The sequence below is a fragment of the Nocardia sp. NPDC004168 genome (genome assembly GCF_040610355.1).
Taxonomy (GTDB): domain Bacteria; phylum Actinomycetota; class Actinomycetes; order Mycobacteriales; family Mycobacteriaceae; genus Nocardia; species Nocardia sichangensis.
The window spans coordinates 59,937-82,879 of the sequence record NZ_JBEXME010000002.1; the positions used below are offsets into that span (position 1 = coordinate 59,937).

The following is a 22,943-nucleotide window of genomic DNA, read 5'->3' on the forward strand; positions in this document are numbered from 1 at the left end:
ACAGGAAGATCTCCTACCATCGGGGCGTGGCAGGCCGGAGGCGTGGATGGTTTCGTTCGTCGGAGAACGACGAGTGGATCGAGCATGCCCGCACGACGCTGGCGACGGCTTTCCTCGACATGGATCGGCGCCAGAGCGCGGCCGAGGCCGCGGTGCACGCCGCCGATCAGATCTTCCCCGAGCGGCGCACGGGCGCGCGCTGGGAACCGTTGCGGCACAGGTGCTATGGCGCCGCGGAGGTGTATCTGACGCTGAGCGCCGAGCTGGAGGCCGCGCAGCAGGGCGGCCCGCCGGTGCCGCAGGGCCGGCAGCGCGTCGACGCGGCGGTACGGCAACTGGCCGACGCGGCGCGCGCGGTCGACGAGTTCTATCGCGGCGACCAGGGCAAGCTGGAGGAGTCGGTGGCGGTGCTCGGCGCGGTGCCGCAGTTGGCCCAGCAGGTCAAGGTCGCCGCGGCCGGTGTGCGCGGGCGGGCCGCCGAATCGGAGTTCGCGGACTATCCGTCGGTGCGCAGGCACGCCGCCGCGGTCGATGAGGCGCTGGTCACACTGGAGGCGGCGGGCTCCGGCGGGTCCGCGGGCACCGTGCGGGAGGCCGCGAACCATCTGCAGGCGGTCACCAACGAGCTGGCGGATGCGTTGGCGCAAGCACCATCTCGGGCGGCGGCCGCGAACAACGCGATATCGTCCGTGACAACCCGGCTTGCCGCCGTCCGGACCAGGGCCGAAGGCGTTCCGCAGGCGTTCTCGGCGCTGCTGCGCGAGTTCAATGCTGCGAGTTCGGCCGATCTGGCTAACAATGAGCGGGAAAGTCAGCGAGCCATCGAGGCCGCGGACGCGGCCCTCGGCAGGGCGCGTGCGGCGGCGGTAGAGAACAATCCGGAGTTTGCACTTGATCTGACCACATCCGCGCGCGGGTTCCTCGCCGAGGCCGAGCAGCGAGTCGACGCCGTCACCAAGCGGCTCAGCCTGCTGCGTGCGATTCGGTCCGACCCGCACGAACAGGCCAAGGCCGTACGATTCCGGCTGCGGGACGCGCAGATGCTCGCGGTGAGCCGCGGGCTGGTCGCCGAATGGGGCTCGGTCCTCGACGCGCAAGCGGCACGAATCGACCGAATCAGCGAAACACTGTCGGGGCGTCACCCCGACTACTGGGCCTATGTGGCGGAACTGGATGCCGTCACCGAATTCATAGCCGGGGTAGTGGATCGAATGAGAAGACAAGCAGGACCACGACGAGAATGAGAATGGGGCAACGATGACCGCAGGCATCGCCGTCCAGCAGGAGGTTTCCCTGCGGAAGCGAATGCCGCTGCGCCACTTCCGGCAGTTGCCCGGACCGGAGGCGAGGCGTCTTTTCCACCGGCAGCCCGAACCGTTCGGCGACGACAACACCGACCGCGAGCTGCTCGCGATCGGTCTCGGTGCGACGCTGTACGCGCCCGCGACCAGGCCCGATCTCGCGCTGACGATCGGCAGGCGGGCCGGGCACGGCGTGTGTTCGATGGTGATCGACCTCGAGGACGCGGTGGCCGATCACGAGGTGGAGTACGCCAAGCGGCAGACCGTCGACGCGCTGGATCTGCTCGCGGGCAGCCACGACGCCAACCCGCTGTTGTTCGTTCGGGTGCGCGACGCGGACACGATCACCGAGCTCATCGAGCAACTCGGACCGGGCGCCAAGGTGCTGACCGGGTTCGTGTTCCCGAAGTTCGACAGCGTCACCGGGCCGAAGTACCTCAACGCGCTGAACGTGGCGGCCCAGCGGCTGGGCCGGCCGCTGTACGGGATGCCGGTGCTGGAGTCGGCGGGGCTGGTGCATCGGGAGACCCGCGATTACGAACTCACCCAGATCGCGGCGCTGCTGGCCGCGCACCGGGACCGGGTGCTCGCGGTGCGGGTCGGCGCGACCGACATGTGCTCGACCTTCGGCATCCGGCGCGACCGCGACCTGACCATCTACGACGTGCGCGTGGTCGCCGACGTCATCGCCGACATCGTGAACTACCTGGGGCGCGCGGACGGAACCGGTTTCGTCATCACGGGGCCGGTGTGGGAGTACTTCGCCGATCACGAACGGATGTTCCGGCCGCTGCTGCGGACGGCGCCGTTCGAGGAGTCCGACGCGGTGCCGTTCCGGCAGTACCTGGTCAGCCGGGATCTGGACGGTTTGCTGCGGGAGATCACGTTGGACCGGGCCAACGGCATCCAGGGCAAGACGGTGATCCACCCGTCCCACGTGGCGGCCGTGCACGCGTTGTCGGTGGTGACACACGAGGAGTACTCGGACGCGCTGGACATCCTGCGCGACGACGTCGGCGGCGTGGCGGCCTCCGGCTACCGGAACAAGATGAACGAGATGCGGCCGCATCGCAGTTGGGCGCGACAGACCTTGTTGCGCGCGCGGGTGTTCGGCGTGGCGAACAAGGGAGTGTCGTTCGTGGATCTGCTGACGGCGTTGGTCACCGTATGAGCCGAACCGCGACCGATTTCGGCGACAACGAAACATTCTGGGCGACAAAAGTGCTCGGTATAGACCTGCATCACGATCCGGTGCGCGAACTCGGCTCGGACCGGCTGCGCACGGCGCGTTTGCCGATCACGGCCCTGGTGCAGCCGGGTGTGCGCCACAACAATCGGCGCCGGGCGCACCTGCTGGTTTCCACCGTGCTGGGCAAGCATCTGCCGACCGATCCGCGGGTGGTGCTCGGTGCGGGCGATCAGCTGGGCGATCTGGTCCGCGCGGTGCTCGGTGAGCGCGATGCCGTCGTGCTCGGATTCGCCGAGACCGCAACGGGTCTCGGTCATTGTGTGGCCGCGCGAATCGGCGCGAGCTGCTATCTGCATTCGACCCGGCGCGCGGTGCCGCACGCGTCGACGCTCGCCGGTTTCGAGGAGGGGCACTCGCACGCCACTTCCCACCTGCTGCAACCGGCGCCTGCCGACATCTTCGTCAACGATCTGCCGCTGGTACTCGTCGATGACGAGATTTCCACCGGCGCGACGGCGATCGATGCGGTGCGCGCGCTGCACGCCTTCGCGCCCCGTGCGCACTACGTGCTCGCGTCACTGGTCGATCTGCGCACCGAGGCCGATCGCGCCCGATTCGACGCGGCCGCGGCCGAACTCGGTGCCCGGATCGACACGGTCTGTCTCGCCATCGGTCGCGCGTCGCTGCCCGACGGGCTGGTCGAGGCGGTCGGCGCCCTTCCCGAACCGCGGCTCAACCCGACCGCCGCGCATCTCGGTTCGTTCGGGCGCGTCGAACTCCCCTGGCCGGCCGCGGTTCCAGAGGGTGGCAGGCACGGCGTACTCGCTTCCGACATCGGCGCGTTCGAGGCGGCGCTGCTGGAAGCAGGCCAGGCTTTGACCGCCCGGCTCGACGCGGACTTCGCGGGCAGGCCCGTCATCGTGCTCGGACACGAGGAGCTGATGTACCTGCCCCTGCGATTGGCGGCGCTGCTCGCCGAGTCGGGCACGCCCACCCGCTTCCAGACCACCACGCGATCGCCCGCGTACGTGCTGGATGAGCCGGGATATCCGTTGCGGCGAGGGTTTCGCTTCACCGCACCCGAGCCGGGCGATGCCGCGCCGCGCTATCTCTACAACGCGCAGTGGCCCGCGACCTCGCTCGACCTGTTCGAGGCCGATCTGGCGGGGCTGGTCGCCGCTTCGTCGGAGCGCGATGCCGCCGTGACGATCACCGACGACGGTGTGGACAGCGGCGCTGAGGGCGACGGCCCGGCCGCCGATCCGGTGCTCGTCGTCGTGGTCGACTCGCCTGCCGACACCGCGGAGCTGACGGCCGAACACGGGCTGATCGATGTACTGACCGCTTCCGGGGCCGACGTGCTGCTCGCGGTGCTGCCGGAGGCGGATCCGCGGCGGCTGTACGCCGAACGCGTGGAGTCGAACGGGAGCCGGATATGACCGGTACCAGGGTGGGCGCGCTACCCATCCCGCTGCACGGACCGGAATTCGGCTCCTACGCGGCCGAGGAAGTTTCCTGGCTGCTGAAGGATCTGTCGGAAGTCGACCTGGAGGCCGACATCGCCGAGCGGGAACGGCGGATCCAGGCCGGGAAGGCGCACTACGCGGAGTCGCTGCCGATCGAATATCAGCCCGACGCGTCGTACCGCGCGCTGTTCGACGAGGTGCTCGCGGCCAGCGCCGAACGGCTCGCGCTGGCCGTGGCGACCGTGTCGGAGCTGGTCGTCGCCGAACGTGGCGAGGACGTCGTCCTGGTGTCGCTGGCCCGCGCGGGCACGCCGGTCGGCATTCTCATGCGCCGGTGGCTGCGTTCGCGGCGTCCGAGCCTGGAGGTGCCGCACTACGCGGTGTCGATCGTGCGGGATCGCGGCATCGACGCGGTGGCGCTGGACTATCTGGCCGAGCAGCACGATCCGTCCTCGGTCGTGTTCGTGGACGGATGGACCGGCAAAGGCGCGATCACCCGCGAACTGACCGAAGCGCTGGACGCCTACCACGCCGCCGGTGGCCCGCGGTTCGACGACGAATTGGCGGTGCTGGCCGATCCAGGGCACTGCGTGCGCACCTACGGCACCCGCGACGACTTCCTGATCGCCTCGGCCTGCCTGAATTCGACTGTCTCCGGCCTGGTTTCGCGCACGGTTCTGAACGACACGCTGATCGGACCCGGCGATTTCCACGGCGCCAAGTTCTACCGCGAACTGGCCGGTGACGACGTGTCCGGGCGCCTGCTGGACACCGTGAGCGGCGCCTTCGACGCGATCCGCGATCGGGTGCCCGCCGAGGTGGCCGCGATCCGCGCGAGCGACCGGACGCCCACCTGGACCGGCTGGGCATCGGTGGAGCAGGTGCGGGAGCGGTACGGCATCACCAGCGTGAATTTCGTGAAGCCCGGTGTCGGCGAGACCACGCGGGTGCTGCTGCGGCGGGTGCCGTGGCGGGTGCTGGTGCGCGAGGCGGACGCGCCGGAGCACGCGCACATCCGGATGCTCGCCTCGGCCCGGGGTGTCCCGGTCGAAATCGTCGCCGACCTGGCATATTCGTGTATGGGATTGATCAAGGACGTGCAGCAGTGAACCTATCCCCGGCAACCCATCGAAGACGGGCGCTGATCGCGACCGACCTGGACCGGACGATGATCTACTCGCGTAACGCCTTCAGCACCACCGCCGACGTGCCGACGGTCTGCGTGGAGCATCTGGAAGGGGCGCCGCTTTCGTTCATGACCACCACCGCGGCGCTGCGGATGCAGACCCTGACCGAACCCGCCGCTGTCGTTCCCACCACCACCCGCACCATCAAACAGTTCGACCGCATCCGGCTGCCCGGAGCGCCGTGGCGCTACGCGATCACGAGCAACGGCGGGAACATCCTGGTGGATGGCGTGCCCGATCTGAGCTGGCGCATCGACATCGACGCCAAGGTCCGTGCGGGTGGGGCCACCCTGTCCGAGGTGAGCAAGGAATTGCACACCCGCATCGACGACTCCTGGGTCACCAAGTTCCGCGTGGCCGACCACCTGTTCTGCTATCTGGTGGTCAAGCCCAAAGCCGTCCCCGAGGGATTCCTCGCCGAGTGGGACGACTGGTGCCGTCCGCGCGGCTGGTCGGCCTCCCAGCAGGGCCGCAAGATCTACACCATGCCGGTCGCGGTCTGCAAGAGCCGCGCGGTCGCCGAGGTGCGCAAGCGCCTCTGGGAAAACCGGGAACTCGCCGACGAGGCGCGCACCCTCGCCGCGGGCGACGGCGCCCTCGACGCCGAAATGCTGCGCGCCGCCGACTCCGCCATCCGCCCCCGCCACGGCGAACTCGAACAACTCAACTGGACCCACCCCAACCTCACCGTCACCCGAGCCACCGGCATCCTCGCGGGCGAGGAGATCATCAACTGGTTCATCAAGGCAGCTCCGACGCCTTCCGAGTAGCCAGTACGGCATCGGTGTACTGCTCGGTGGTGAGATCGCCGTCCTGGATTCCGAGTCGACGAAACGTGGTACGCACGATTTCCAGCGCTTCCGCCAGCTCCGCTTCGGGCACGATGGTTTCCAGCTCGATGAACGTGCCGTCCAATTCGGGGACGGTCACCAGCGTGGCCAGCAACTCGCGCCCTCCGGATGCGAATCGATAATTGATGCAGTGCTTTTCGAAGCAGACCAGGTCTTTCAGGCCGAGACCGCGTAGCACAGAGTCGATCACCGAGGGGTCGGCCACCTCGGTTTCGAATTCCGGCTTCGATCCACTCGCCGTGTCGACCGCGGGTTCCTTGTAGGGCAGCAAAGATCGCCGTCCGTTGTCCGTAGTGATCGTCCGCAGCCGCAGCTCGCGGCCCTCCGAAGACAATCGCTCGTCCGCGAGGTCGTAGTAGGTGTCCTTGTACTTCGAGCGTTGACCTGCGCTCCGTGCCGCCAACGCAGCATGCACGGACTCGACGTCACGGACCCGAGCCTTGAGTTCCGCCTCGATCATGTGATCGATCCTCTCGCGATCGGACGGGCTTGCAGCCACATCTGCTCGAACTGCCGTAGGAATCCGGCATGCAGGACTCCGTTGGCAGCCGCCGTGAGCTTGTACATCCCTGAGCGATGTCCTTCGGCGGACGCGCCGAAAGCAGACAGATACAAAGTCTGGTCGAAAACCAGCATCCGCCAGGTCGGCAGCGAGTCGTAGACAGCGACTTGCAGTTCGACAAAGGGATGCTCGTGAAACTCGGATATCCGTGCCAGGGCGAGCTTGATGCCCGCAGCGAAGGACTGTCTCGATTCGCCGATTTCCGCTGCGCGGATACCTGTGGCCTTCGAATCCGGATCCAAGAGGAGAGCTCGAACAGCGACGCTGTCGGTCCGTTGCAGCAGTGTGCCACGCAGCAACGACTCGTTGAGTGCGAGCAGCCCCAGACCGCGTACAGCCAACAGGTCGATTCGCTCTGCGATCAGCGCTTGTCGGCGTAGCTCGGCATCGGCCTCCGACTGCACGGTGAATGCTTGCGCAATCTCGGCGTGGCCGGTGAGCGTATGCGCGTGACGCGGAGCGAGGCCGAACAAGACACGTGCGTGGTCCGGCATCGAGATGCCATCCGCGATCCGCTCGAACACGTCGAAGCGGGTGACAGTTCTTCTGCTGTTGATAATCTCGTTGACTCGGCCCTGGCCCAGCCCTACTGCCGCTGCGATGCGTGCTTGGCTTGCTCCGGTGTACCGCTGAACTGAGCGGAGTAGCGCCGACACATCGCGTCGCCGCAGGAGCGCGCCCACTTCGGGCTTGTGCCAGACCGCCGCAGGGACCTCGATTCCCCCGTACTTGGTCTCCATTGCGCCGAGCTTATATCTCACAATGAGATACCCGTTGCGTTATCGAGCGAAGGGCATGGCCAAAGCCAGAATCTCTCCGTAATCGCCGCTCTGGCTGCAGTTATGGCGAGTTGGCGGCAACTATCGAGTCTGTCGAGAGGTTGTGTGTATGCCCGCCGATATCATTACTACGAGTGTCGTTGTCGTCGCAGTCCTGTTCGGGCTGTGGATTGTTTGGTTCGTGCTGCCGTGGCTCATCGATCGCGAGAACGAAACCGATGAATCGGTCGATGCGTACGACATCATCCACCGCGTCGAGCAGGAGACGGATCGATGAGCATCTCGCTCGCCGACACCGAGCAGTGGCGCAGGATGCACCGAAACTGCGCGGTCGATGGTTCCTTCCGATCCTTGGAGCAAGCGCGCTTCGTTGCGAATGTCCACTGCGGCCACGGCCCCGGCTGTAGCAATACCTGTCCGCCTCGGCCTACATCTTCGGATCGTCGGAGGATTAGCGGTGGGCAGGCAGGGAAGTGACGAACAAGGCGGTCCCGCCGCCTGGGTGGAGCACGCCGATGGGACGTGGTCGGTCGTGGATGAGTACGGATTCGCCAGCGAAACTTTCGTAGTCATCGACGGGAAGGCATTCCCGATCGACTCGACCAGCGAATAGGCGTGCCCGCCCATCGGCCGATCGGGATGGATCTGTTTAGTTACACAGCGCTGGAGGTCGGCTCGAAGGTGGATTTGAAGTCCGGGCATTCGACCAACGGGTCGTGGGTGCAGGTGGCGGCGTGGCGGAGGCTGTCGCGCATGCGGATGAGGCGGGTTATGTCGTCGTCGAGTTGCCGGGCTTTTTCGGCCATGCGGGCGCGTAGTTCGGCGTCGGAGGGGGAGGCGCGGAGGAAGCGGGCGATTTCGGTGAGGGTGAAACCGGCGCCGCGTGCGCAGAGGATGAGGGCCAGGCGGCTCAGGACGTCGGGGTGGTAGGTGCGGCGCAGGCCGTTGCGGCCGGTCGGGGCGATGAGTCCGCGTTTCTCGTAGAAACGCAGGGCGGAGGGGGCGAGGCCGGTTTGTTCGCCGACCTCGGCGATATCGAGCAGGTCGGCCATCTCGTCTCCTTGACTTGAACCGCGCTTCAAGTCACAGACTAGCTCACATGACAATCCATCACCTCAATTGCGGATCGGTTCGGCAGATCGAAGCCACCTACGACGGACCCGCGCCCGCGCATGCCGTGAACCACTGCCTGCTGGTCGAGACCGCGTCCGACGGCCTGGTCCTGATCGAGACGGGCATCGGACTGGACGACGTGCGCGACCCGGCGGGCACCCTCGGCGCGGACTGGGTGGCGATGGCCCAGCCCATCCTTTCCGAAGACGAAACCGCGATCCGGCACGTCGAACGGCTCGGCTACGAGCCCGCCGACGTCCGGCACATCATCCTCACCCACCTCGACGTGGACCACTGCGGGGGATTGCCCGACTTCCCGCACGCACAGGTCCACGTCCTCGCCGCCGAACTGGCAGCGGCGCAGGCCGAAGCGCCGAGCTTCCGCTATCGCTCCGCGCACTGGGCGCACGATCCGAACTGGGTGGCCTACCCGTCGGAACCGACCGGAAAATGGTTCGGTTTCAACGCGATCCAACCGAAGGACCTGCCCGACGACTTCCAGCTGATCCCGCTGGGCGGGCACACCGCGGGCCACACCGGGGTCGCCGTTCGCCACGGCGACAGTTGGTTGCTGCACTGCGGCGACGCGTACTACTACCACCGCGAACTCGATCCGGCTCCGCAGCCGCACCCGGTGCTCGACGTCGTGCAGACCGGTTCCGAGGTCCACCACGACTTGCGGCTGGGCACCCAGGCTCGGCTGCGCGAGCTACACCGCGATCACGGCGACGAGGTCACCCTGATCAGCGCGCACGACCCGTGGGAGTTCCAGCGCGCGAGCTGACCCCTACCGGCGCTGCCAGCACTGTGCCCGGTCGCCGAGATTCCACCACGAGATATAGCCCGGGTCCTGGTCGAGCAAGGTCCATCCGGCTTCGAGCAGGTCGAAGAACGCGCTGTCGGCCGTCCGCCCGCCGCGTGCTTCGCCGATGTAGATCAGCGACGAGCCGCCCGCCTCCTGGTAGGCGGCGAGGGTGCTGGAGGCCATCGGGTTCTCCCAGCCGGGCGGCCAGCAGAGGAACAGCGCGTGGTCGGCGTGCCCGGCGACCAGATCGGCCGTGGAAGACGGCGGCGTGGCGGTGGGATGCCAGGTCGCGGCCTGCCCCGGCGCGGCGGGGAAGGCCGTGTTGGTCGCCCGGTCCGGCGGGTGGGAGTCGAAAGCGCTGATGGGCACGCCGATTCGGGTGAGCTGATGCGCCCAGTAACCGCGCCCGGAGCCGACTTCCAGCACCGGCCTGCCCTGCGCGACGTCCGCTACCCAGCGCAGTGTGGCAGGTGCGGGGATCGCGTACGCGTACGCGGCTTGCAGCACGATCTGCGCATACGCCAGCCGCGCACTGCCTTTCGGGTTGCCGCCGTTCACCTCGGCACGGTTCGCGCGCTCCCTCGGTCCGGGCGATACCGCGGCGGCGACGATGTCCCAGTACGGATTCGTGCTGGCACCGCCGGTCATGTAGTGCAGTAGGTGTAGGTCGAACGTGGCGTCGGTGATGTCGTCACCGGTGCCGGGCAACCGGCCCGCGGTGGACCAGTAGTCCGCGACCCGCGGATACGCTGTCGCGAAGGTGGATTCGTCTTGGACGAGGTTCGTCAGCGCCGTGCGGCGCTGCGGCGAAAGCGCCAAGTCAGCCATCTTTCGATTCTCCGCCGACCGTCACCGGCCCTGGGGAACATCGAGACGAGTTCACCGACCTGTCGCGAATCCTTCGCTCTCCGTAGGTGATACGCCCACGAGTCTGTTCTGCTCCGACGCGGTTCGCGCGCCCCGGCTCACCCGCTGTCGCGCATCGACACCAGTCCGCCGAGTGTGCCGAGGTAGGCCGCTCCGTCGGGGCCGAGGGCGATTCCGGCGTAATTGTTGTTGAAGCCGAGGCCGGTGCCGGACAGCTGTTTCCACACGGTCGCGCCGGTGCGGTAGTCGAGGGCCGTCCAGTACCAGGGATCGCTCGGATCGGTGCCCTTCGTGTAGGTGTAGATCAACCCGGTGGCCAGGGACAGCTTCGGTACCACCGACGGCGCGGCTTCGACCGCGTTGGTCCAGGTCAGATGGCAGCCGTTGCCGTCGGCGTCGATGTCGACACGGGCGAAGCCCGCGGCGGTGGTCTTACCGGAGGCGACCGCGTCGGGGTGTCCGTAGCCGTAGTTGTTCTCGACGATGAGTGAGCGTCCCGCGCCGATCAGCGAGTTCTCGGTGGCGCTGTGGCCCGGCTCGAACACCGGCACCGCGCACACCTGCCGTTCGGCGACCGAGGGCGCGGTGCGGTAGACGACGACGTTCATCGGATCGGCATTGTCGGTGATGGCGACATAGCCGTCGGGCAGGACGGTGGGCGTGGTGCCGGTTCCGTCGTCCACTTGGCCCGGCTTGCGCTGGTTGCTGTTGGCGTAGGTGGTTTGCCAGGTGATCCGGGGCGCGCCGTCGGGACCGGCGTCGAAACGCAGGAGCCGCCGGTTGGTGGCGATGTAGACCTCACCGGCCGCACCGACCGCGAACGAGTTCTCGATCTGATTCTCCGTACCGTCTCCGAGCCGAACCACCTGCGCCGCTCCGGTATCCGGATCCAGTGTGCCGACCACGCCGTTCGTCTTGGCCACGAACCAGATCAGGCCGTTCGAGTCCGGCAGTGCGGAGTTCAGCGTCTCCTCGGGGTGCAGCACGCCGGTCAGGTCGTAGTCGCGTACCAGCGAGAACCCGTCGGCGGCGGGGTTCTCGGCGAACACTTGAATGTGTCCGGTGCTGGTGCCCACCACGGCGCGGTCTTCGTCATCGAGGTAGAAGTACCCGCCGCCGCCGAAATTGTTGAAAGCGCCGGGCCGCAGCGTATCGAGGGGATTCTTGCCCGGCAGTGGATGTTTGCCGAGGACGCTCATCGTCGTCGGGTCGATGAGGTAAAGGCCCGGTTGCAGCCCCAGGCAGGTGCTGACGATGCGTCCGGCGCGGTCGAACGCCACCGAACCGCACTCGCTGCCGAGCAGCAGGGAATCGGTCCGCGGTGACCGGCCGAGCGGACCGGGGCGGCGGTAGGTATCGCTCATCCACCCGTCGTTGTGGACTCCCGAGTTTCCGTTCGGCGCGAGATGTGGGTTCTGCGGGACCGGTGGGATGCCGGTGACCGGTTCGCCGCTCGCGGCGGCACCGACGAATCGCGCCGGTTCCGGCACGGCGGGCACCGAAGGGATCGGCGTCGCGGCGGCGGGCACCGCGACTACCGCGGCAAGGATTGCCGCAGGCAGCGTCGCGCGCAGAACCTGGGAGGGGAGGATGTGAAACACGAATGAACGGTATCCGGGTCCGGCGGGCCGCGAATCCCCCACGCGAGTGATTACGCGGGCACGGCCGCGACCGTCGGGTACCCGATTCGCGTCGCGCCGCGTTTCAGTACTGCTGGTGCCCGGCCAGTTGCTGGGCGATGAGTCCTTGCAGTCGTTGCAGGCCGCCGACGGTGATGCCGCTCTGGATCTGTCCCTCGATGGTGCGCACCAGCACGGAGTCGCTGAGCACCTTCTCGCTGGACTGGATCAGCACGGTCCCCGCGCCGGTGAAATCGAACTGGCGCTCCTCACCGGAGTTCACGCCGAATCGTGCCGCACCGGCGGCCAGAAAACCCGAGATCCAGCGTTCGTCGTAGTGGTGGCTCGGAGAAGGGCAATCCGCCCAGCCGACCAGCGACTCGGGGTCGACGCGCAGCGGTGGCTCGGCGAACATCACCGGCCCGTTGGACGAGGCGAGGAACTTGCCGGTGCCGATCAACGTGAGGAACCCGGGCACGATGGACTGGTTCAGCGACAGGCCCGGCTCGAAGGCCAGCAGGTTCGCCGCCCGGATGGTCAGGTTGCCGTTGTCCTCGAGATCGTAGGAGTTGATGTCGTAGCCACGGTCGCCGATGATCAGCTTGCCGTGCCCCTCCGCGACGACGTAGTCGCCGGTGAACAGCGGCGCCGAGAACTGCTGCGACACCATGTGCAGCAGTCCGCCCTGCAACCCGTGGCTGAGCGCCTGGAACCGGATGTCGCCGTAGTAGGCGATCATCGCGCCCTTGCGCATGAACCACGGCTTGTTCAGGTCGATGCAGTAGGCGTAGCTGTTTCCCGGGATGTTGTCGCTCTCACCGAGGTTCATGGGGTTGAGGATCTGGGACATGCTCACAACTTCTCTTCGGAGGCCTGCACGTAGACGACGCCCTGCCCGACGCAATGCAACTGCATCGCCTCGCCGGAACCGCGCCCGACGGCGTCTCGCCAGCTCAGCGCCGCTTTGAGCTCGGTCTGCACATTGCCGTAGGCGGCGACGAAGGCTTGCGGATCGACCACGATCGGATTCGGGCCGCCTACTTGCAATTCCAGGAATCCGCCGTGCGCGAGCAGCACCGCGGCGCCCTGCCCGGACAACTGGGTGGTGAACAGGCCCTGTCCGGTCAACGCCCCCGAGGCGGCGCCACGCAGCGCGCCCATCAGGCCGCCACCGCCTCCGCCACCCGAACTCATCACGGAGACCACCGAACTCTGCAATCCGGCGGTGTTGGCGAGCAGTCGCGAAGCCTCGACGCGCAACGTCGCACCCGGCTGCATGTGCACCACGTGCACCTCCAGGCCGGCGAATCCGTAATGGACCTCGCCATTGCCCTGCGCGAGCATGGTGCGCTCGTGCTCACCCGCCATCGCGCGGCCCGCTAGCCCCATCAGCCCGCCCATGCCGCCCATCCCTTGCGCCCCCGGAACCTGGTGGGGGGCAAAGGAAACATCGCCGGTGTAGAACAGCATCGCGCCGTTGCGGGCGACCACGCCCCCCGCCATTCCGACGTTGACCTTGACGACTTTGCCGTTGATCTTCTCGAACATCCGTCTCTACCGTTCCGCCGGTTGGATCAACACCACGCCGTGGCCGTCCCAGCGCAGCGAGAACGCCTCGCCCGCGTCCTGACCGACGAAACTGCGCCAGGACACGTCGGTGACGAAGGACTGGTTGAGGTTTCCGCGCGCCGCGACGAACGCGTCCGGATCGACGATCAGCGGGTACTGCGGCGAGACCTCCAGGTGGATGAGCGGACCGCCGGCCGAGAGCAGCGCGACCTGGCCCTGGCCGGAGACGGTCGTGGTGAACAGGCCCTGTCCGGTCGACGCACCGCGCAAACCGGCGAAACGCACGTCGGTGCGGAGGTTCCCGGCGAACGCGAGCAGTTGTTGCGACTCCACTTGCAGCGTCTCGTTGTTCAAGTCGACGACGGTGACGTGCTGGCCGTTGACCGCGAAGAACACTCGTCCGTGACCGGCGCACTCCATCAGCGAGAGCTTCTCACCGGTGGCTCGGCGCTTCAGCCCGGCGAGCACGCCGTCGCCACCGCCGAAGCCGGCCGCCTTGAACTGCACGTTTCCCTCGTAGGCGATCATCGAACCGGAGATCGCGCGGAGACTGGTGCCGGCCAGGTGGGCCTCGATCACCTTCTTCGACTGCTCGAACAGTTGCGCCATGGAATGTTTGCCTGCTGTCTCGATCGGGAACACGGTGGAGTCGCCGTATTCCATCTACGTGCCGTCACCCTAACCGATGCTTCCGTGGGTGTCGGGGCAGCACGGCCGTTCGATTCCAGCGCCGCGCAGCGCGTTTCTCGTAGAGTGTCAGGCGAACGCACCGACAAGCGAAGGGTCGAACTTGTCCGCAACTCTCGCCAAGGGCCAGAACGGTCCGCTGGCCACCAACGACGTGGTGATATCCGTCCAGCTCACGGCGCCGGCGGATTTGTCGGCGCTACTGGTCACCGAGCGGGGCAAGGTCCGTTCCGATGCGGATTTCGTCTTCTTCAACCAGCCGAGCGGCCCCGGGGTCAATCTGCAGCCTGCGCCCGCGGGCCAGCCCGCGTCGCTGGCTGTGTCGCTGAACGCGGTGCCCGCCGACATCGATCAGATTCGCGCTGTGATCACGCTCGACGACGCGAACAGCAATTTCGGTAGGTTCCCCGCCCCGACCGCGATCGTGTCGGATGCGGCCGGAAATCAGTTGTACGCCTATCGGATCGACGGGCTGAACACCGAGTCGATCGTGATCGCGCTCGAGCTGTACCGCCGCCAGGGTGCGTGGAAGGTGCGTGCGGTCGGACAGGGCTACGCGGGCGGTTTCGCCGCGCTGGTCACCGATCACGGTGTGACGGTCGACGATGCTCCCGCCCAGCCCGCTCAGGCTCCCCAGGCCCCGCCGCCGCCTCCGCAGCAGCCGGTTCAGCAGCCGCCCGTCCAGCAGCAGCCGAACTACCCGCCGCCGACCACCCCGGCGTACCCCACCCAGCAGCAGGCGCCGCAGTACGCGCCGACCGGTGGTTATCCGCCGCCCGGACCTGGCTACCCGCCGCCCGGCCCCGGCCAGCCACCGCAGGGTGCCCCTGGTTATCCGCCGCCCGGTCCGGGTTACCCGCCGCCGCCCGGCCCCGGGCCCGGCTACCCGCCGCCCGGCCAGCCGCCGCAGCCGCAGCAGCCCGCCGAGGTCAGCCTCAGCAAGGACCGCCCGGTCAGCCTGGTCAAGGGGCAGCGCGTCACGCTGCGCAAGGAAGGCGCCGCGCTGACCTTCGTGAAGATGGGTCTCGGCTGGGATCCGGTGCGCAGCCGCGGCATGTTCGGCAACCGCACGGTCGACATCGACCTCGACGCGTCGGTCATCATGTTCGCCGACATGAACCCGGTGGACGTCGCGTACTACGGACAGTTGACTTCCAAAGACGGCTCCATCCGCCACCAGGGCGACAACCTCACCGGTGAGGGCGAGGGCGACGACGAGGTGATCCTGGTCGACCTGACCCGCGTCCCCGCGCACGTCAACACGCTGCTGTTCATCGTGACCTCCTACAAGGGCCACACCTTCGAGCAGGTGCAGAACGCGTTCTGCCGCTTGGTCGACGGGACGAACAACGGCGAGCTGGCCAGATACACCCTCGCGGGCGGCATGCCGTTCACCGCGATGGCGATGGCCAAGCTGTACCGGGTGGGCAACGACTGGAAACTGCAGGCGCTCGGCGAAGGCTTCCAGGCCAAGCATCCGGGTGAGGCGGTGCCGCAGCTCGGCCGCTTCCTCGTCAACGGTTGATCGGCGGCGGGACAGCAGGGCGGACAAGGTGATTCAACTGCAGGCCGGTCAGAACATCCCGTTGACCGGTGAGGTCGTTCGTTTCAGTGCGAAAGCCGAGGCTGCCCTCGATGTTTCCGCGCTGGTGGTGGCGGAGAACCTGAAGGTGTTCTCGAGCGACGATTTCGTCTTCTACAACCAGCCCGCCACGGCAGGGGTCGCCTTGGCGGCCGACGGGGTCACGATCACGCTCACCGAGGTGCGCGCGGACGCGAAGGCCGTACTACTGGTGGTCAGCGCCGATCCGGCCGCCCCCGCGCGGGCGGGCGGGCTCGGGCCGGTCACCGCCACCCTGTCCGAGAACGACAGCGCGACCGCCGAATTCGCGATCACCCCGTCGTCCGGTGAGACGGCGCTGATCTGCCTGGAGGTGTACCGGCGCGGTCCGGCCTGGAAACTGCGGGCGGTGGGCCAGGGTTACGCGGGCGGCCTCGCCGTGCTGCTCACCGCGCACGGCGTCGAGGTCGACGGTGCGGCCCCGGAGCAGGCCGACCAACCCGGTACGCACACCATGTCCGGTCCACTGGCGGGTGACGCGCAGATCGCCGCCGCCGGTGCGCCGCTGGAAGTCGGTCACGGCCTGGAACGGCTGTGGATGGTGTTCGAGGACGCGGCGCGGTCGGCCGCCGCGCTGGTATCGGCGCGAGAGTACGCGGCCAAGCGGTTGGATCACGAGCTGTCGCTCGCCGTCTCCGATCCCGCGACCAGGAACACTCCGGCGGCCGAGCAGGCGCGCAGCGCCGCGCAGCAACGGCACGACGAACTAGTCGACACCGCCGAGCGCAACCACCAGCGGGATGCCGAACAGCTGATGGGCGAACTCGCCGCGGCCGACCGGGTGCTGCCGCGCGCCCTCGCGTCCTGGGACTCACCCGCTTGGGACAAGCCGTCCGCGCCGAGCGACGGTATCCGGCTCGGTGAGTTGTACGCGCTCGACCGGGGGTCGCTGCGTATTCCGTACTGTGTTCCGGTGCCGCTGAATCGGCCGCTGTGGATCGATGCCGAGTCGACCCGTGCGGTCGCGCCGGTCGTGGGCGCACTGCTGGCGCGGTTGCTCGCCACGGCGCCGCAACGGCGAACGCTGGTCGACATCATCGACCTCACCGATGCGTTCGGCGGCTTCACCGGCCTGCTCGCTCCCGTGCTGAACGGACCGCCGATCACCGACCACGCCGACATCTCGGCGCGGCTGCAAGCGCTGGTGGACGCGGCCGAACTGGCGGAATTGGCTTATACGAGCGGTGCTTTCACGCCGCCCAGCGAGCACCGGGTCCTGCTGGCCGCGGACTTTCCGCACGGCTACCAGAGTTCGGACGCACAGCGCATCGGCGCGTTGATCACGCGCGGCGAGCTGATCGGACTGTCCATCGTGATCGTGGGCGCGAACGAATCCGATTCGGCCGACACCACCGTGGCGATGCTGTCGCAGTCGTGCCGCCACCTGCCGACGATCGGCGGCACGCCGCTGTTCGATCCATGGACCGGCAGCGCTTGGCAACTCGATCTGGATCTGTTGCCGCACGAGCCGGAACGGCAGGCGCGCTTCCTGCGTACGAGGTGAGCGCCTGAACCGGCGACCGGGTCAGCCGCCCGCGACCGCCGTTCGCGGCCGCAGCGGCTCAGGCAGCCAGGGCAGCAGTGGATCCGGCATGCGGTCGACGACACCGCCGACCGGGTCGTCGACGAAGTCGCGCCGCACCAGGTCCTCCTCCGGGCGGTAGATCTGGCGCACGATCAGGGCGCACAGCCCCGCCACCGCCAAGTCGCGCAGGGCGACGGTGCCGGTGAACCACTGCTCTGGCAAACCTTTGCGGTCCAAGCCGAGGTAGTAGAACATTCGCGGCACCCAGACCAGCGCGTCGACGGTCATCCAAGTCAGCAGGATGCGCCGGTGCGGCAGCGCCAGGACGGCCAGCGGCACCAGCCACAACGAGTACTGCGGACTCCACACCTTGTTCGTCAGCAGGAACGCCGCGACCACGAGGAAGCACAGTTGCGCCAGCCGCGGCCGTCGAGGCGCGGTGAATCCGATGTAGGCGATCACCGCGCAGGCCGCGACGAACGCCAGCAGTGAGACCGCGTTCAGGATCGCGGGCTGCTCCCCGTAGGTCAGCGCGCCGTCGAAGCCGCGCCAGCCGGTGAACGAGGAGATCACGTTGTAGATCGAGTCCGGGTCGGCGTGCCGGGTGGTGTTGAGCCGGAAGAATTCCTGCCAGCCGTTCGGGAACAGCGCGGCGATCGGAAGGTTCACCACCAGCCAGGTCGCCAGCGCGGCGCACATCGCGACGGACGCGGCGCCGATCGGTCGGGCGCTGAGGAATTGGATGCGGTAGGGCGTCTCCCGCACCCACGCCAGGAAGGTCGGCCAGCCGTCGATGTCGCGTATCCGCAGGCCGAGGTGCGTGCGCAGCGTGCGTTGCCTCGTCTCGGTACGCAGGCACAGCACGAGGATCGGCCCGAGCAGCAGCAGCGGATACAGTTTGGCGGCGCCGCCCAGACCGAGCAGCACTCCCGCCAGCACGGGTTTGCGCCGGGCCCAGGCGAGCAGGCCGGTCGCGGCGAAGGCCGTCGCGAGCGCGTCGAAATTGGTGAAGGCGTGCACGATCACCAACGGCGAACAGGCGATCAGCGCCGCGTCCCAGATCCGGCGGCCGGACAGCAACGCCGACGCCCAGACGGTGATCAGCCAGGCCATGGCGAGACCGACCGCGACGACGTTGAAGTAGATCACCACTTGGAGTGCGCCGGGCAGCGGCGAAGCGTCCCAGCTCTTCGCGATCCGCATCGAAAGGTACTGGTACAGGCCCGAGAGCACGGGATATTCCATGTACCGCGTCTCCCGTCCACCGTCGGGAGTCTGTTCGGTCCACTGCTTCTTGTACGGGAAGGCGCCTTCGTTCAGGCGCTCGGCCCCGTAGAGCGGCACGGTGTCCGAATAGCACATCGCCACGTACTGGCGGCCGTTGTTCCAGTCGAGCGTGGGACCGTCCGCGCCGGTGGTCTGCTGGATGCATCCCGCCTTGCCGAACCAGCCGAGCGCCAGGAACACCAGGGCGAACGCCATCAGCACCCGCATGGGCGTCCAGAACCGCACCCGCCCGATCAGCGCATGATCACCGACCGGCCCACCGATCACCGTCGACAATTGCGCGGCGAGCGAATCGTTGCGACTCGGCCGGTCCCGCGCGTCCGCCGATCGCAGATCAGAGGCGAGCGGAGCAGGGGCGGCGTAGTACGCCCCACCGGGCGCCTTCTGGTCCGACAGCGGTGCCCTCCCATTCCTCCGTGGCTCCACCAGCTGCTGATCGGTCACGGAAACCGAGGCTACCCGGAGTACGGCCCACGGTCCGGACCGAGTCGGCTTCGGTCTTCCGCGCGTTGCCATCCGCGCACGGCCTCCGAGCATCGCGAGCGTAATTCGGAACGTATGTCGTCCCGCAGGGATACTTCAAGTACGCAGAATGCTCGAGCTGGGCGGGTGCCAGGGAGAGGTGCTACCAGGATCCGAATGGTTTCTGGTACAAGACTCCGATCTGATCTCTTCCTTCGTGTCGGCCCTGGCTGCGATCGGATACGTTGGCCAGGGCTGAAAGGATTCGGTCTTTCGACCGCTGTTGGGCGGTCGAGCCTTTCCGTATTTTCTCATGCGTTGGGTATGAATGACGCCGGGCGGGGATGGCCCGCATGATCAACGCATTCTGGTCTGGACATCCTTGGCGAGTTCGGTGATCCGCCTGCTGACCAATAATGTCTGCCCAGAGGGGCGTTTTTCACGGTGATCCTGTCCACCGAAGTTCGGATATGTACTTGCATCCGAGGGCGCCGGGAATGGAATTCGCCGACCGGACCGATCGATCACGGCTTCCCGGAATTACCAGCCCAGGGAGCAAGCCGTCTCTCGGCAATCCGGCGCAAATACGACGAAGGCCGGGACCGGACCTGATGCGGTCGGACCCGGCCTGTGCGCCGGCGAACTATCGGCCCCGTGTCGGAGCGGTTCCGTTCGTGCCTTCGTTGTTACCCGAGTTGCCGTTGTTGCCGGGTCTCGGTGAGCCGGTGGCCGTCGGTGCGGCACCGTCGGACGGTGCGACCGGTTGGCCGGGCAGCGGTCCGGAGTCCGGTTCACGCTGCTGCTGCGGGCGCTGCTGCTGAGGTGCGGGCTGGACGCCGGGGACCGGGATCGTGATGCCGGGCAGAATCTCCACCTGGGTCGGCGCGACCACCACGGGTGGCAGAAGCGGAGAGTCGACAGTGGACGGCGGGGTGTAGGGCGCCGACCATTCGGGGACACCGGCCTGGCCCTTGATGGGGGCGGGCTTCGGGAATGTCTCGTTGCGAGTCCCCGAGAGCGCGCCGTCCATGGTCGCCTTCCAGATGTCGGAGGGCAGACCGGAGCCGTAGATCATGCCGCCGCTGTAGTTGCGCAGCGGCGAGTTGTCGACGCTGCCTACCCACACCGCTGTCGATAGCGACGGGGTGTAGCCCACCATCCAGGCGTCCTTGTTCTCGCCGGTGTCCAGCAGCTGCGCGGTACCGGTCTTGGTCGCCGATTCGCGCCCGTTGGCCAGCCCGTGGTTACGGGAGTAGGCCGCGATCGGCTTCATCGCGGCGGTGACGTTGTCGGCGACAGCGGCCGAAACGCGCTGCTCACCGGCTACCTCACCACGGTCGAGCAGGACCTGACCGTCGGCGGTCACGACCTTCGACACGAAGTGCGGCGCGTGGTAGACGCCGGAGGCGGCCAGCGTCGCATACATCGAGGCAATGTCGAGCGGCCGCGCCTGGTACTGGCCGAGCACGATGCCGTTGTTGGGCCCGGAGCCGTCCGACTCGGTGAGCGTCTTGCCGACTCCCGCGATGGTGTCCGGCATGCCGAGCTTGTACGCCATGTCGGCGATCTTGCGCGGGCCGTTCTGCATGTCCAGCTCCATCCGGTAGAAGCTGGTGTTCAGTGACCGTTTCAGCGCCTCGGCGATGGTGCACGTGCCGCAACCCTCGCCTTCGACGTTGGAGATCTTGATGCCGTTCACGGTCAGCGGCGAGCTGTCGTACATCTGCGACAGCGGGATGCCCAGCTCCAGGTTGGCCGCGAGGCCGATGACCTTGAACGACGAACCGGTCTGCAAACCGGCGTTGGCGAAGTCGTAGCCCTGGCCGTCGTTGCCGCCGTAGTAGGCGCGCACGGCGCCGGTGTGCGGATCGATCGAGACCACGGCGGTACGCAGCTGCTCCGGTTCACCCTGCATCTTCGAGGTGGCCGCGTCGACGGCGGCCTGCTGGGCCTTCGGGTCGATCGTGGTGGTGATCTGCAAGCCCGCGGTGTTCAGCTGCTGCTCGCTGATGCCCGCCGCGCCGAGTTCCTTGAGCACCTGGGTCTTGATCAGGCCCTCGGGGCCGGAGTCCTGCGCCTTGTCCCGAGTCGAGGAGAGCGGGACGACCCGCGGGTACTGCAGGCCCTGTCGCTCGGTCGCGCTCAGGTTGCCGCCGGAGACCATGCCGTCGAGCACGTAGTTCCAGCGGGTCTTCGCGCCCTCGGGGTTCTTCTCCGGGTCCAGGCTGGACGGCAGCTGGATGGTGGCGGCGAGCACCGCGCCCTCGGCGACGGTGAGTTCCGACACCGGCTTGCCGAAGTACGCCTTGGCCGCCGCGTCGATGCCGTACGCGCCGCGACCGAAATAGATGGTGTTCAGGTACGCGGCGAGGATCTCGTCCTTGCTCCACTGCCGCGCCATCTTGGCCGAGATGACCAGCTCGTGCATCTTGCGGGTCAGCGAGTGCTCGTCACCGACCAGCGCGTTCTTCACGTACTGCTGGGTGATGGTCGAGCCACCGCCCGCACTCTCCCGGCCGAGAACGTTGTCCCTGGCCGCGCGCGCGAAGCCGGAGATCGAGAAGCCGGGGTTGGTGTAGAAGTCGCGGTCCTCGGCGGCCATCACCGCGTTGCGCACGTGCGGCGGGATCTGGTCGATGGTGACGTCGGTCCGGTTGCCTTCCGGCGGAACCACTTTGCTGATCACCGAGGTGCCGTCGGAGGCGAAGATGGTCGCCACCTGGTTCGACTTCAGGTCGCCCGGCTGCGGCACCGACACCGTGGTGTACGCGGCCAGGAAGATGCCGCTGGGCAGCAGAATGGCCAACGCGATCAGCACGTAGAGGGTGCGGCGCACGATCCGCCAGGGAAATTTCTTCTGCTGCCCGGGCTGCCGCCTTCCCGGCCCGTCGGAGCCGCCGCTGCCGCCACGACGCGGCGGCGGGCCCGACGGCGGACCGCCCGCGGCCTGCCTGCGTTCGCCGGTCGTGGGGCCGCTACCGGGGACGCGACGTCCGTCACGGTCCACCGCCGGACGTGCGCCGGTGGCCGGACGCGGTCCGGTGGCGGGGCCGCGCCTGTCGCGTTCGTTCACCGCCTCGGTCAGGGAACCCGGCCGCTGCGTCCGCTGGGCAGGCTGGGGGCCGGGAGCGCCACCATTGGGCGCGCCGCGGTTGGGCTGTGGCGGCCGGCTCGGCTGGGGCGGACGGCCGCCCTGCGGAGGGCGACCGTTCGGCGGAGGGCCGGGACGGCGCGGCGGCTGGGGGCCGCGCGGCTCACCGGGGAGGGGACGCGCACCGGGCGGCGGGACCGGACGGGCGCCGGGAGGTGGTCCGGGACGGGGATTCTGATACGGGTTGGGACTTGGACGTGAACTCTGCGGAGGACGACCGCCATGTGGCTCATCGCCGTAGGGCTCGTAGGGCGAATTCACTGACAAGATCTCCATAACTCGTAGCGGTCCAGGTGGCAATCAGCGGTAGTCGTCACCGCGGCGGACGCATGCCGGCTCCGCGAGTCACCCGCCGGGGACGACCCAGGCACTTCATTCGGCGGCGGTGCGCCGGTTCGCGCGTGTCCCGGAGCGGCGTCGCGGCGGTGCCGGCGCGGAACCGAGTACATAGGACTGCACCAGATGATTCCAGCTGCAGGTCCGGCATACCTCGACGACATGAACCGAGAATTCTTCGCGCGTCTCGGCGAGTCGCGCAAGCTCCTCGGGTGTGCGAGCCGATCCGGCGACCGGCCCCAGGCCGTCGCCGAAGACCCAGGATACGAGGGTCAGCTGTTCCTTCCGGCAGATGGGGCATGTGACCTCGCTCCCGCGGCCATGGAACTTCGCCGCACGCAAGAGATAAGGATTCGCATCACACACCTCGGCGACATCGACCCGGCCCGCATAGACGTCAGCCAGCAGCGACCGGCGCCGCAGGGCGTAGTCGACAACTTGCCGCTGAATTCGCACGAGAACCAGAGTAGCGGGGATGGAATCGGGCCGCCCCGGGCTGCTGCGGATTGACCGTTCCCGGCCGGGCCGATCCAGCGCGTCGCGCCGCTACCCGGACTACGATCCGT

The 22,943-nt window shown here is 67.9% G+C and carries 21 protein-coding genes; 10 read left to right on the top strand and 11 right to left on the bottom strand.

From position 1 onward, the window contains the following. Positions 1–26: 26 nt before the first annotated feature. Genes ABZW96_RS04000 through ABZW96_RS04020 form a run of 5 tightly spaced genes read left to right on the top strand, consistent with a single transcriptional unit; the run spans position 27 to position 5,913 of the window. Positions 27–1,244, top strand: a complete 1,218-nt coding sequence (locus ABZW96_RS04000) for a hypothetical protein (RefSeq protein WP_355071151.1) — start codon at positions 27–29, stop codon at positions 1,242–1,244. 13 nt (positions 1,245–1,257) lie between these two features. Next, positions 1,258–2,472, top strand: coding sequence for an HpcH/HpaI aldolase/citrate lyase family protein (locus ABZW96_RS04005; protein ID WP_355071153.1), 1,215 nt, complete (start codon positions 1,258–1,260; stop codon positions 2,470–2,472). Further along, on the top strand, positions 2,469–3,929 hold the full coding sequence (locus ABZW96_RS04010) for a phosphoribosyltransferase family protein (RefSeq protein WP_355071155.1): 1,461 nt from the start codon (positions 2,469–2,471) through the stop codon (positions 3,927–3,929). The genes ABZW96_RS04005 and ABZW96_RS04010 overlap by 4 nt, the downstream gene beginning before the upstream one ends. Further along, positions 3,926–5,065: a cysteine protease StiP family protein gene (locus ABZW96_RS04015; RefSeq protein WP_355071157.1), complete on the top strand. Its 1,140-nt coding sequence runs from the start codon at positions 3,926–3,928 to the stop codon at positions 5,063–5,065. The genes ABZW96_RS04010 and ABZW96_RS04015 overlap by 4 nt, the downstream gene beginning before the upstream one ends. Positions 5,066–5,124: 59 nt before the next feature. After that, entirely contained in the window at positions 5,125–5,913 is a 789-nt protein-coding gene (locus ABZW96_RS04020) for an HAD family hydrolase (RefSeq protein WP_355072068.1), read from the top strand. Here ABZW96_RS04020 and ABZW96_RS04025 read toward each other — a convergent pair. Beyond that, positions 5,885–6,454: a class IV adenylate cyclase gene (locus ABZW96_RS04025; protein WP_355071159.1), complete on the bottom strand. Its 570-nt coding sequence runs from the start codon at positions 6,452–6,454 to the stop codon at positions 5,885–5,887. The genes ABZW96_RS04020 and ABZW96_RS04025 overlap by 29 nt on opposite strands. Next, positions 6,451–7,296: a hypothetical protein gene (locus ABZW96_RS04030; protein WP_355071161.1), complete on the bottom strand. Its 846-nt coding sequence runs from the start codon at positions 7,294–7,296 to the stop codon at positions 6,451–6,453. Before ABZW96_RS04030 ends, ABZW96_RS04025 begins: the two co-directional genes overlap by 4 nt. 148 nt (positions 7,297–7,444) lie before the next feature. Here ABZW96_RS04030 and ABZW96_RS04035 point away from each other — a divergent pair, with 148 nt between their 5' ends. Both ABZW96_RS04035 and ABZW96_RS04040 read left to right on the top strand, forming a co-directional pair. Beyond that, positions 7,445–7,612 (top strand): hypothetical protein, encoded by a 168-nt coding sequence (locus tag ABZW96_RS04035; RefSeq protein WP_355071163.1) that lies wholly within the window; start codon positions 7,445–7,447, stop codon positions 7,610–7,612. A 180-nt stretch (positions 7,613–7,792) separates the two neighbouring features. Continuing rightward, positions 7,793–7,948 carry a hypothetical protein gene (locus ABZW96_RS04040; protein ID WP_355071164.1) on the top strand — a complete coding sequence of 52 codons (156 nt, stop codon included), beginning with the start codon at positions 7,793–7,795 and terminating at the stop codon, positions 7,946–7,948. 40 nt (positions 7,949–7,988) lie between these two features. On the opposite strand, the gene ABZW96_RS04045 is transcribed toward ABZW96_RS04040, so the two are convergent. After that, the gene (locus tag ABZW96_RS04045) at positions 7,989–8,387 is read right to left on the bottom strand and encodes a MerR family transcriptional regulator (RefSeq protein WP_355071166.1); all 399 of its coding nucleotides are present in this window, start codon (positions 8,385–8,387) and stop codon (positions 7,989–7,991) included. 47 nt (positions 8,388–8,434) lie between these two features. On the opposite strand from ABZW96_RS04045, the gene ABZW96_RS04050 reads away from it, so the two are divergent. Next, positions 8,435–9,232, top strand: coding sequence for an MBL fold metallo-hydrolase (locus tag ABZW96_RS04050; protein ID WP_355071168.1), 798 nt, complete (start codon positions 8,435–8,437; stop codon positions 9,230–9,232). A 3-nt stretch (positions 9,233–9,235) separates the two neighbouring features. Here ABZW96_RS04050 and ABZW96_RS04055 read toward each other — a convergent pair whose 3' ends face one another. From ABZW96_RS04055 to ABZW96_RS04075, 5 genes are all read right to left on the bottom strand, one after another. Further along, complete coding sequence (locus tag ABZW96_RS04055; RefSeq protein ID WP_355071170.1) at positions 9,236–10,081, bottom strand: hypothetical protein; 846 nt, start codon at positions 10,079–10,081, stop codon at positions 9,236–9,238. Positions 10,082–10,218: 137 nt separating this feature from the next. After that, on the bottom strand, positions 10,219–11,721 hold the full coding sequence (locus ABZW96_RS04060) for a hypothetical protein (protein WP_355071171.1): 1,503 nt from the start codon (positions 11,719–11,721) through the stop codon (positions 10,219–10,221). A 103-nt stretch (positions 11,722–11,824) separates the two neighbouring features. Next, positions 11,825–12,589: an AIM24 family protein gene (locus tag ABZW96_RS04065; protein ID WP_355072070.1), complete on the bottom strand. Its 765-nt coding sequence runs from the start codon at positions 12,587–12,589 to the stop codon at positions 11,825–11,827. A gap of 2 nt (positions 12,590–12,591) precedes the next feature. Then, on the bottom strand, positions 12,592–13,287 hold the full coding sequence (locus ABZW96_RS04070) for an AIM24 family protein (RefSeq protein WP_355071173.1): 696 nt from the start codon (positions 13,285–13,287) through the stop codon (positions 12,592–12,594). A 6-nt stretch (positions 13,288–13,293) separates the two neighbouring features. After that, positions 13,294–13,917: an AIM24 family protein gene (locus tag ABZW96_RS04075; RefSeq protein ID WP_355072071.1), complete on the bottom strand. Its 624-nt coding sequence runs from the start codon at positions 13,915–13,917 to the stop codon at positions 13,294–13,296. A 181-nt stretch (positions 13,918–14,098) separates the two neighbouring features. On the opposite strand from ABZW96_RS04075, the gene ABZW96_RS04080 reads away from it, so the two are divergent. Continuing rightward, positions 14,099–15,520, top strand: a complete 1,422-nt coding sequence (locus ABZW96_RS04080) for a TerD family protein (RefSeq protein WP_355071175.1) — start codon at positions 14,099–14,101, stop codon at positions 15,518–15,520. A gap of 28 nt (positions 15,521–15,548) precedes the next feature. Then, a complete protein-coding gene (locus ABZW96_RS04085; protein ID WP_355071177.1) occupies positions 15,549–17,120 on the top strand; it encodes a TerD family protein in 1,572 nt (523 codons plus the stop codon). Positions 17,121–17,141: 21 nt separating this feature from the next. Here the strand turns inward: ABZW96_RS04085 and ABZW96_RS04090 are convergent, their stop codons facing one another. From ABZW96_RS04090 to ABZW96_RS04100, 3 genes are all read right to left on the bottom strand, one after another. After that, positions 17,142–18,872 carry a glycosyltransferase 87 family protein gene (locus tag ABZW96_RS04090; protein WP_355071179.1) on the bottom strand — a complete coding sequence of 577 codons (1,731 nt, stop codon included), beginning with the start codon at positions 18,870–18,872 and terminating at the stop codon, positions 17,142–17,144. Between the two features lie 661 nt (positions 18,873–19,533). Beyond that, positions 19,534–21,729, bottom strand: coding sequence for a transglycosylase domain-containing protein (locus tag ABZW96_RS04095; protein WP_355072073.1), 2,196 nt, complete (start codon positions 21,727–21,729; stop codon positions 19,534–19,536). A 684-nt stretch (positions 21,730–22,413) separates the two neighbouring features. After that, the gene (locus ABZW96_RS04100; RefSeq protein ID WP_355071181.1) at positions 22,414–22,833 is read right to left on the bottom strand and encodes a DUF5318 domain-containing protein; all 420 of its coding nucleotides are present in this window, start codon (positions 22,831–22,833) and stop codon (positions 22,414–22,416) included. Between the last annotated feature and the right edge of the window lie 110 nt (positions 22,834–22,943).

Bases quoted from the DNA above. Each gene is read 5' to 3' on its own strand.
- ABZW96_RS04005 (WP_355071153.1), top strand. From the start codon at position 1,258: ATGACCGCAGGCATCGCCGTCCAGCAGGAGGTTTCCCTGCGGAAGCGA.
- ABZW96_RS04050 (WP_355071168.1), top strand. From the start codon at position 8,435: ATGACAATCCATCACCTCAATTGCGGATCGGTTCGGCAGATCGAAGCC.
- ABZW96_RS04055 (WP_355071170.1), bottom strand. From the start codon at position 10,081: ATGGCTGACTTGGCGCTTTCGCCGCAGCGCCGCACGGCGCTGACGAAC.
- ABZW96_RS04045 (WP_355071166.1), bottom strand. From the start codon at position 8,387: ATGGCCGACCTGCTCGATATCGCCGAGGTCGGCGAACAAACCGGCCTC.
- ABZW96_RS04035 (WP_355071163.1), top strand. From the start codon at position 7,445: ATGCCCGCCGATATCATTACTACGAGTGTCGTTGTCGTCGCAGTCCTG.
- ABZW96_RS04070 (WP_355071173.1), bottom strand. From the start codon at position 13,287: ATGTTCGAGAAGATCAACGGCAAAGTCGTCAAGGTCAACGTCGGAATG.
- ABZW96_RS04065 (WP_355072070.1), bottom strand. From the start codon at position 12,589: ATGTCCCAGATCCTCAACCCCATGAACCTCGGTGAGAGCGACAACATC.
- ABZW96_RS04025 (WP_355071159.1), bottom strand. From the start codon at position 6,454: ATGATCGAGGCGGAACTCAAGGCTCGGGTCCGTGACGTCGAGTCCGTG.
- ABZW96_RS04015 (WP_355071157.1), top strand. From the start codon at position 3,926: ATGACCGGTACCAGGGTGGGCGCGCTACCCATCCCGCTGCACGGACCG.
- ABZW96_RS04075 (WP_355072071.1), bottom strand. From the start codon at position 13,917: ATGGCGCAACTGTTCGAGCAGTCGAAGAAGGTGATCGAGGCCCACCTG.
- ABZW96_RS04020 (WP_355072068.1), top strand. From the start codon at position 5,125: ATGATCTACTCGCGTAACGCCTTCAGCACCACCGCCGACGTGCCGACG.
- ABZW96_RS04010 (WP_355071155.1), top strand. From the start codon at position 2,469: ATGAGCCGAACCGCGACCGATTTCGGCGACAACGAAACATTCTGGGCG.
- ABZW96_RS04030 (WP_355071161.1), bottom strand. From the start codon at position 7,296: ATGGAGACCAAGTACGGGGGAATCGAGGTCCCTGCGGCGGTCTGGCAC.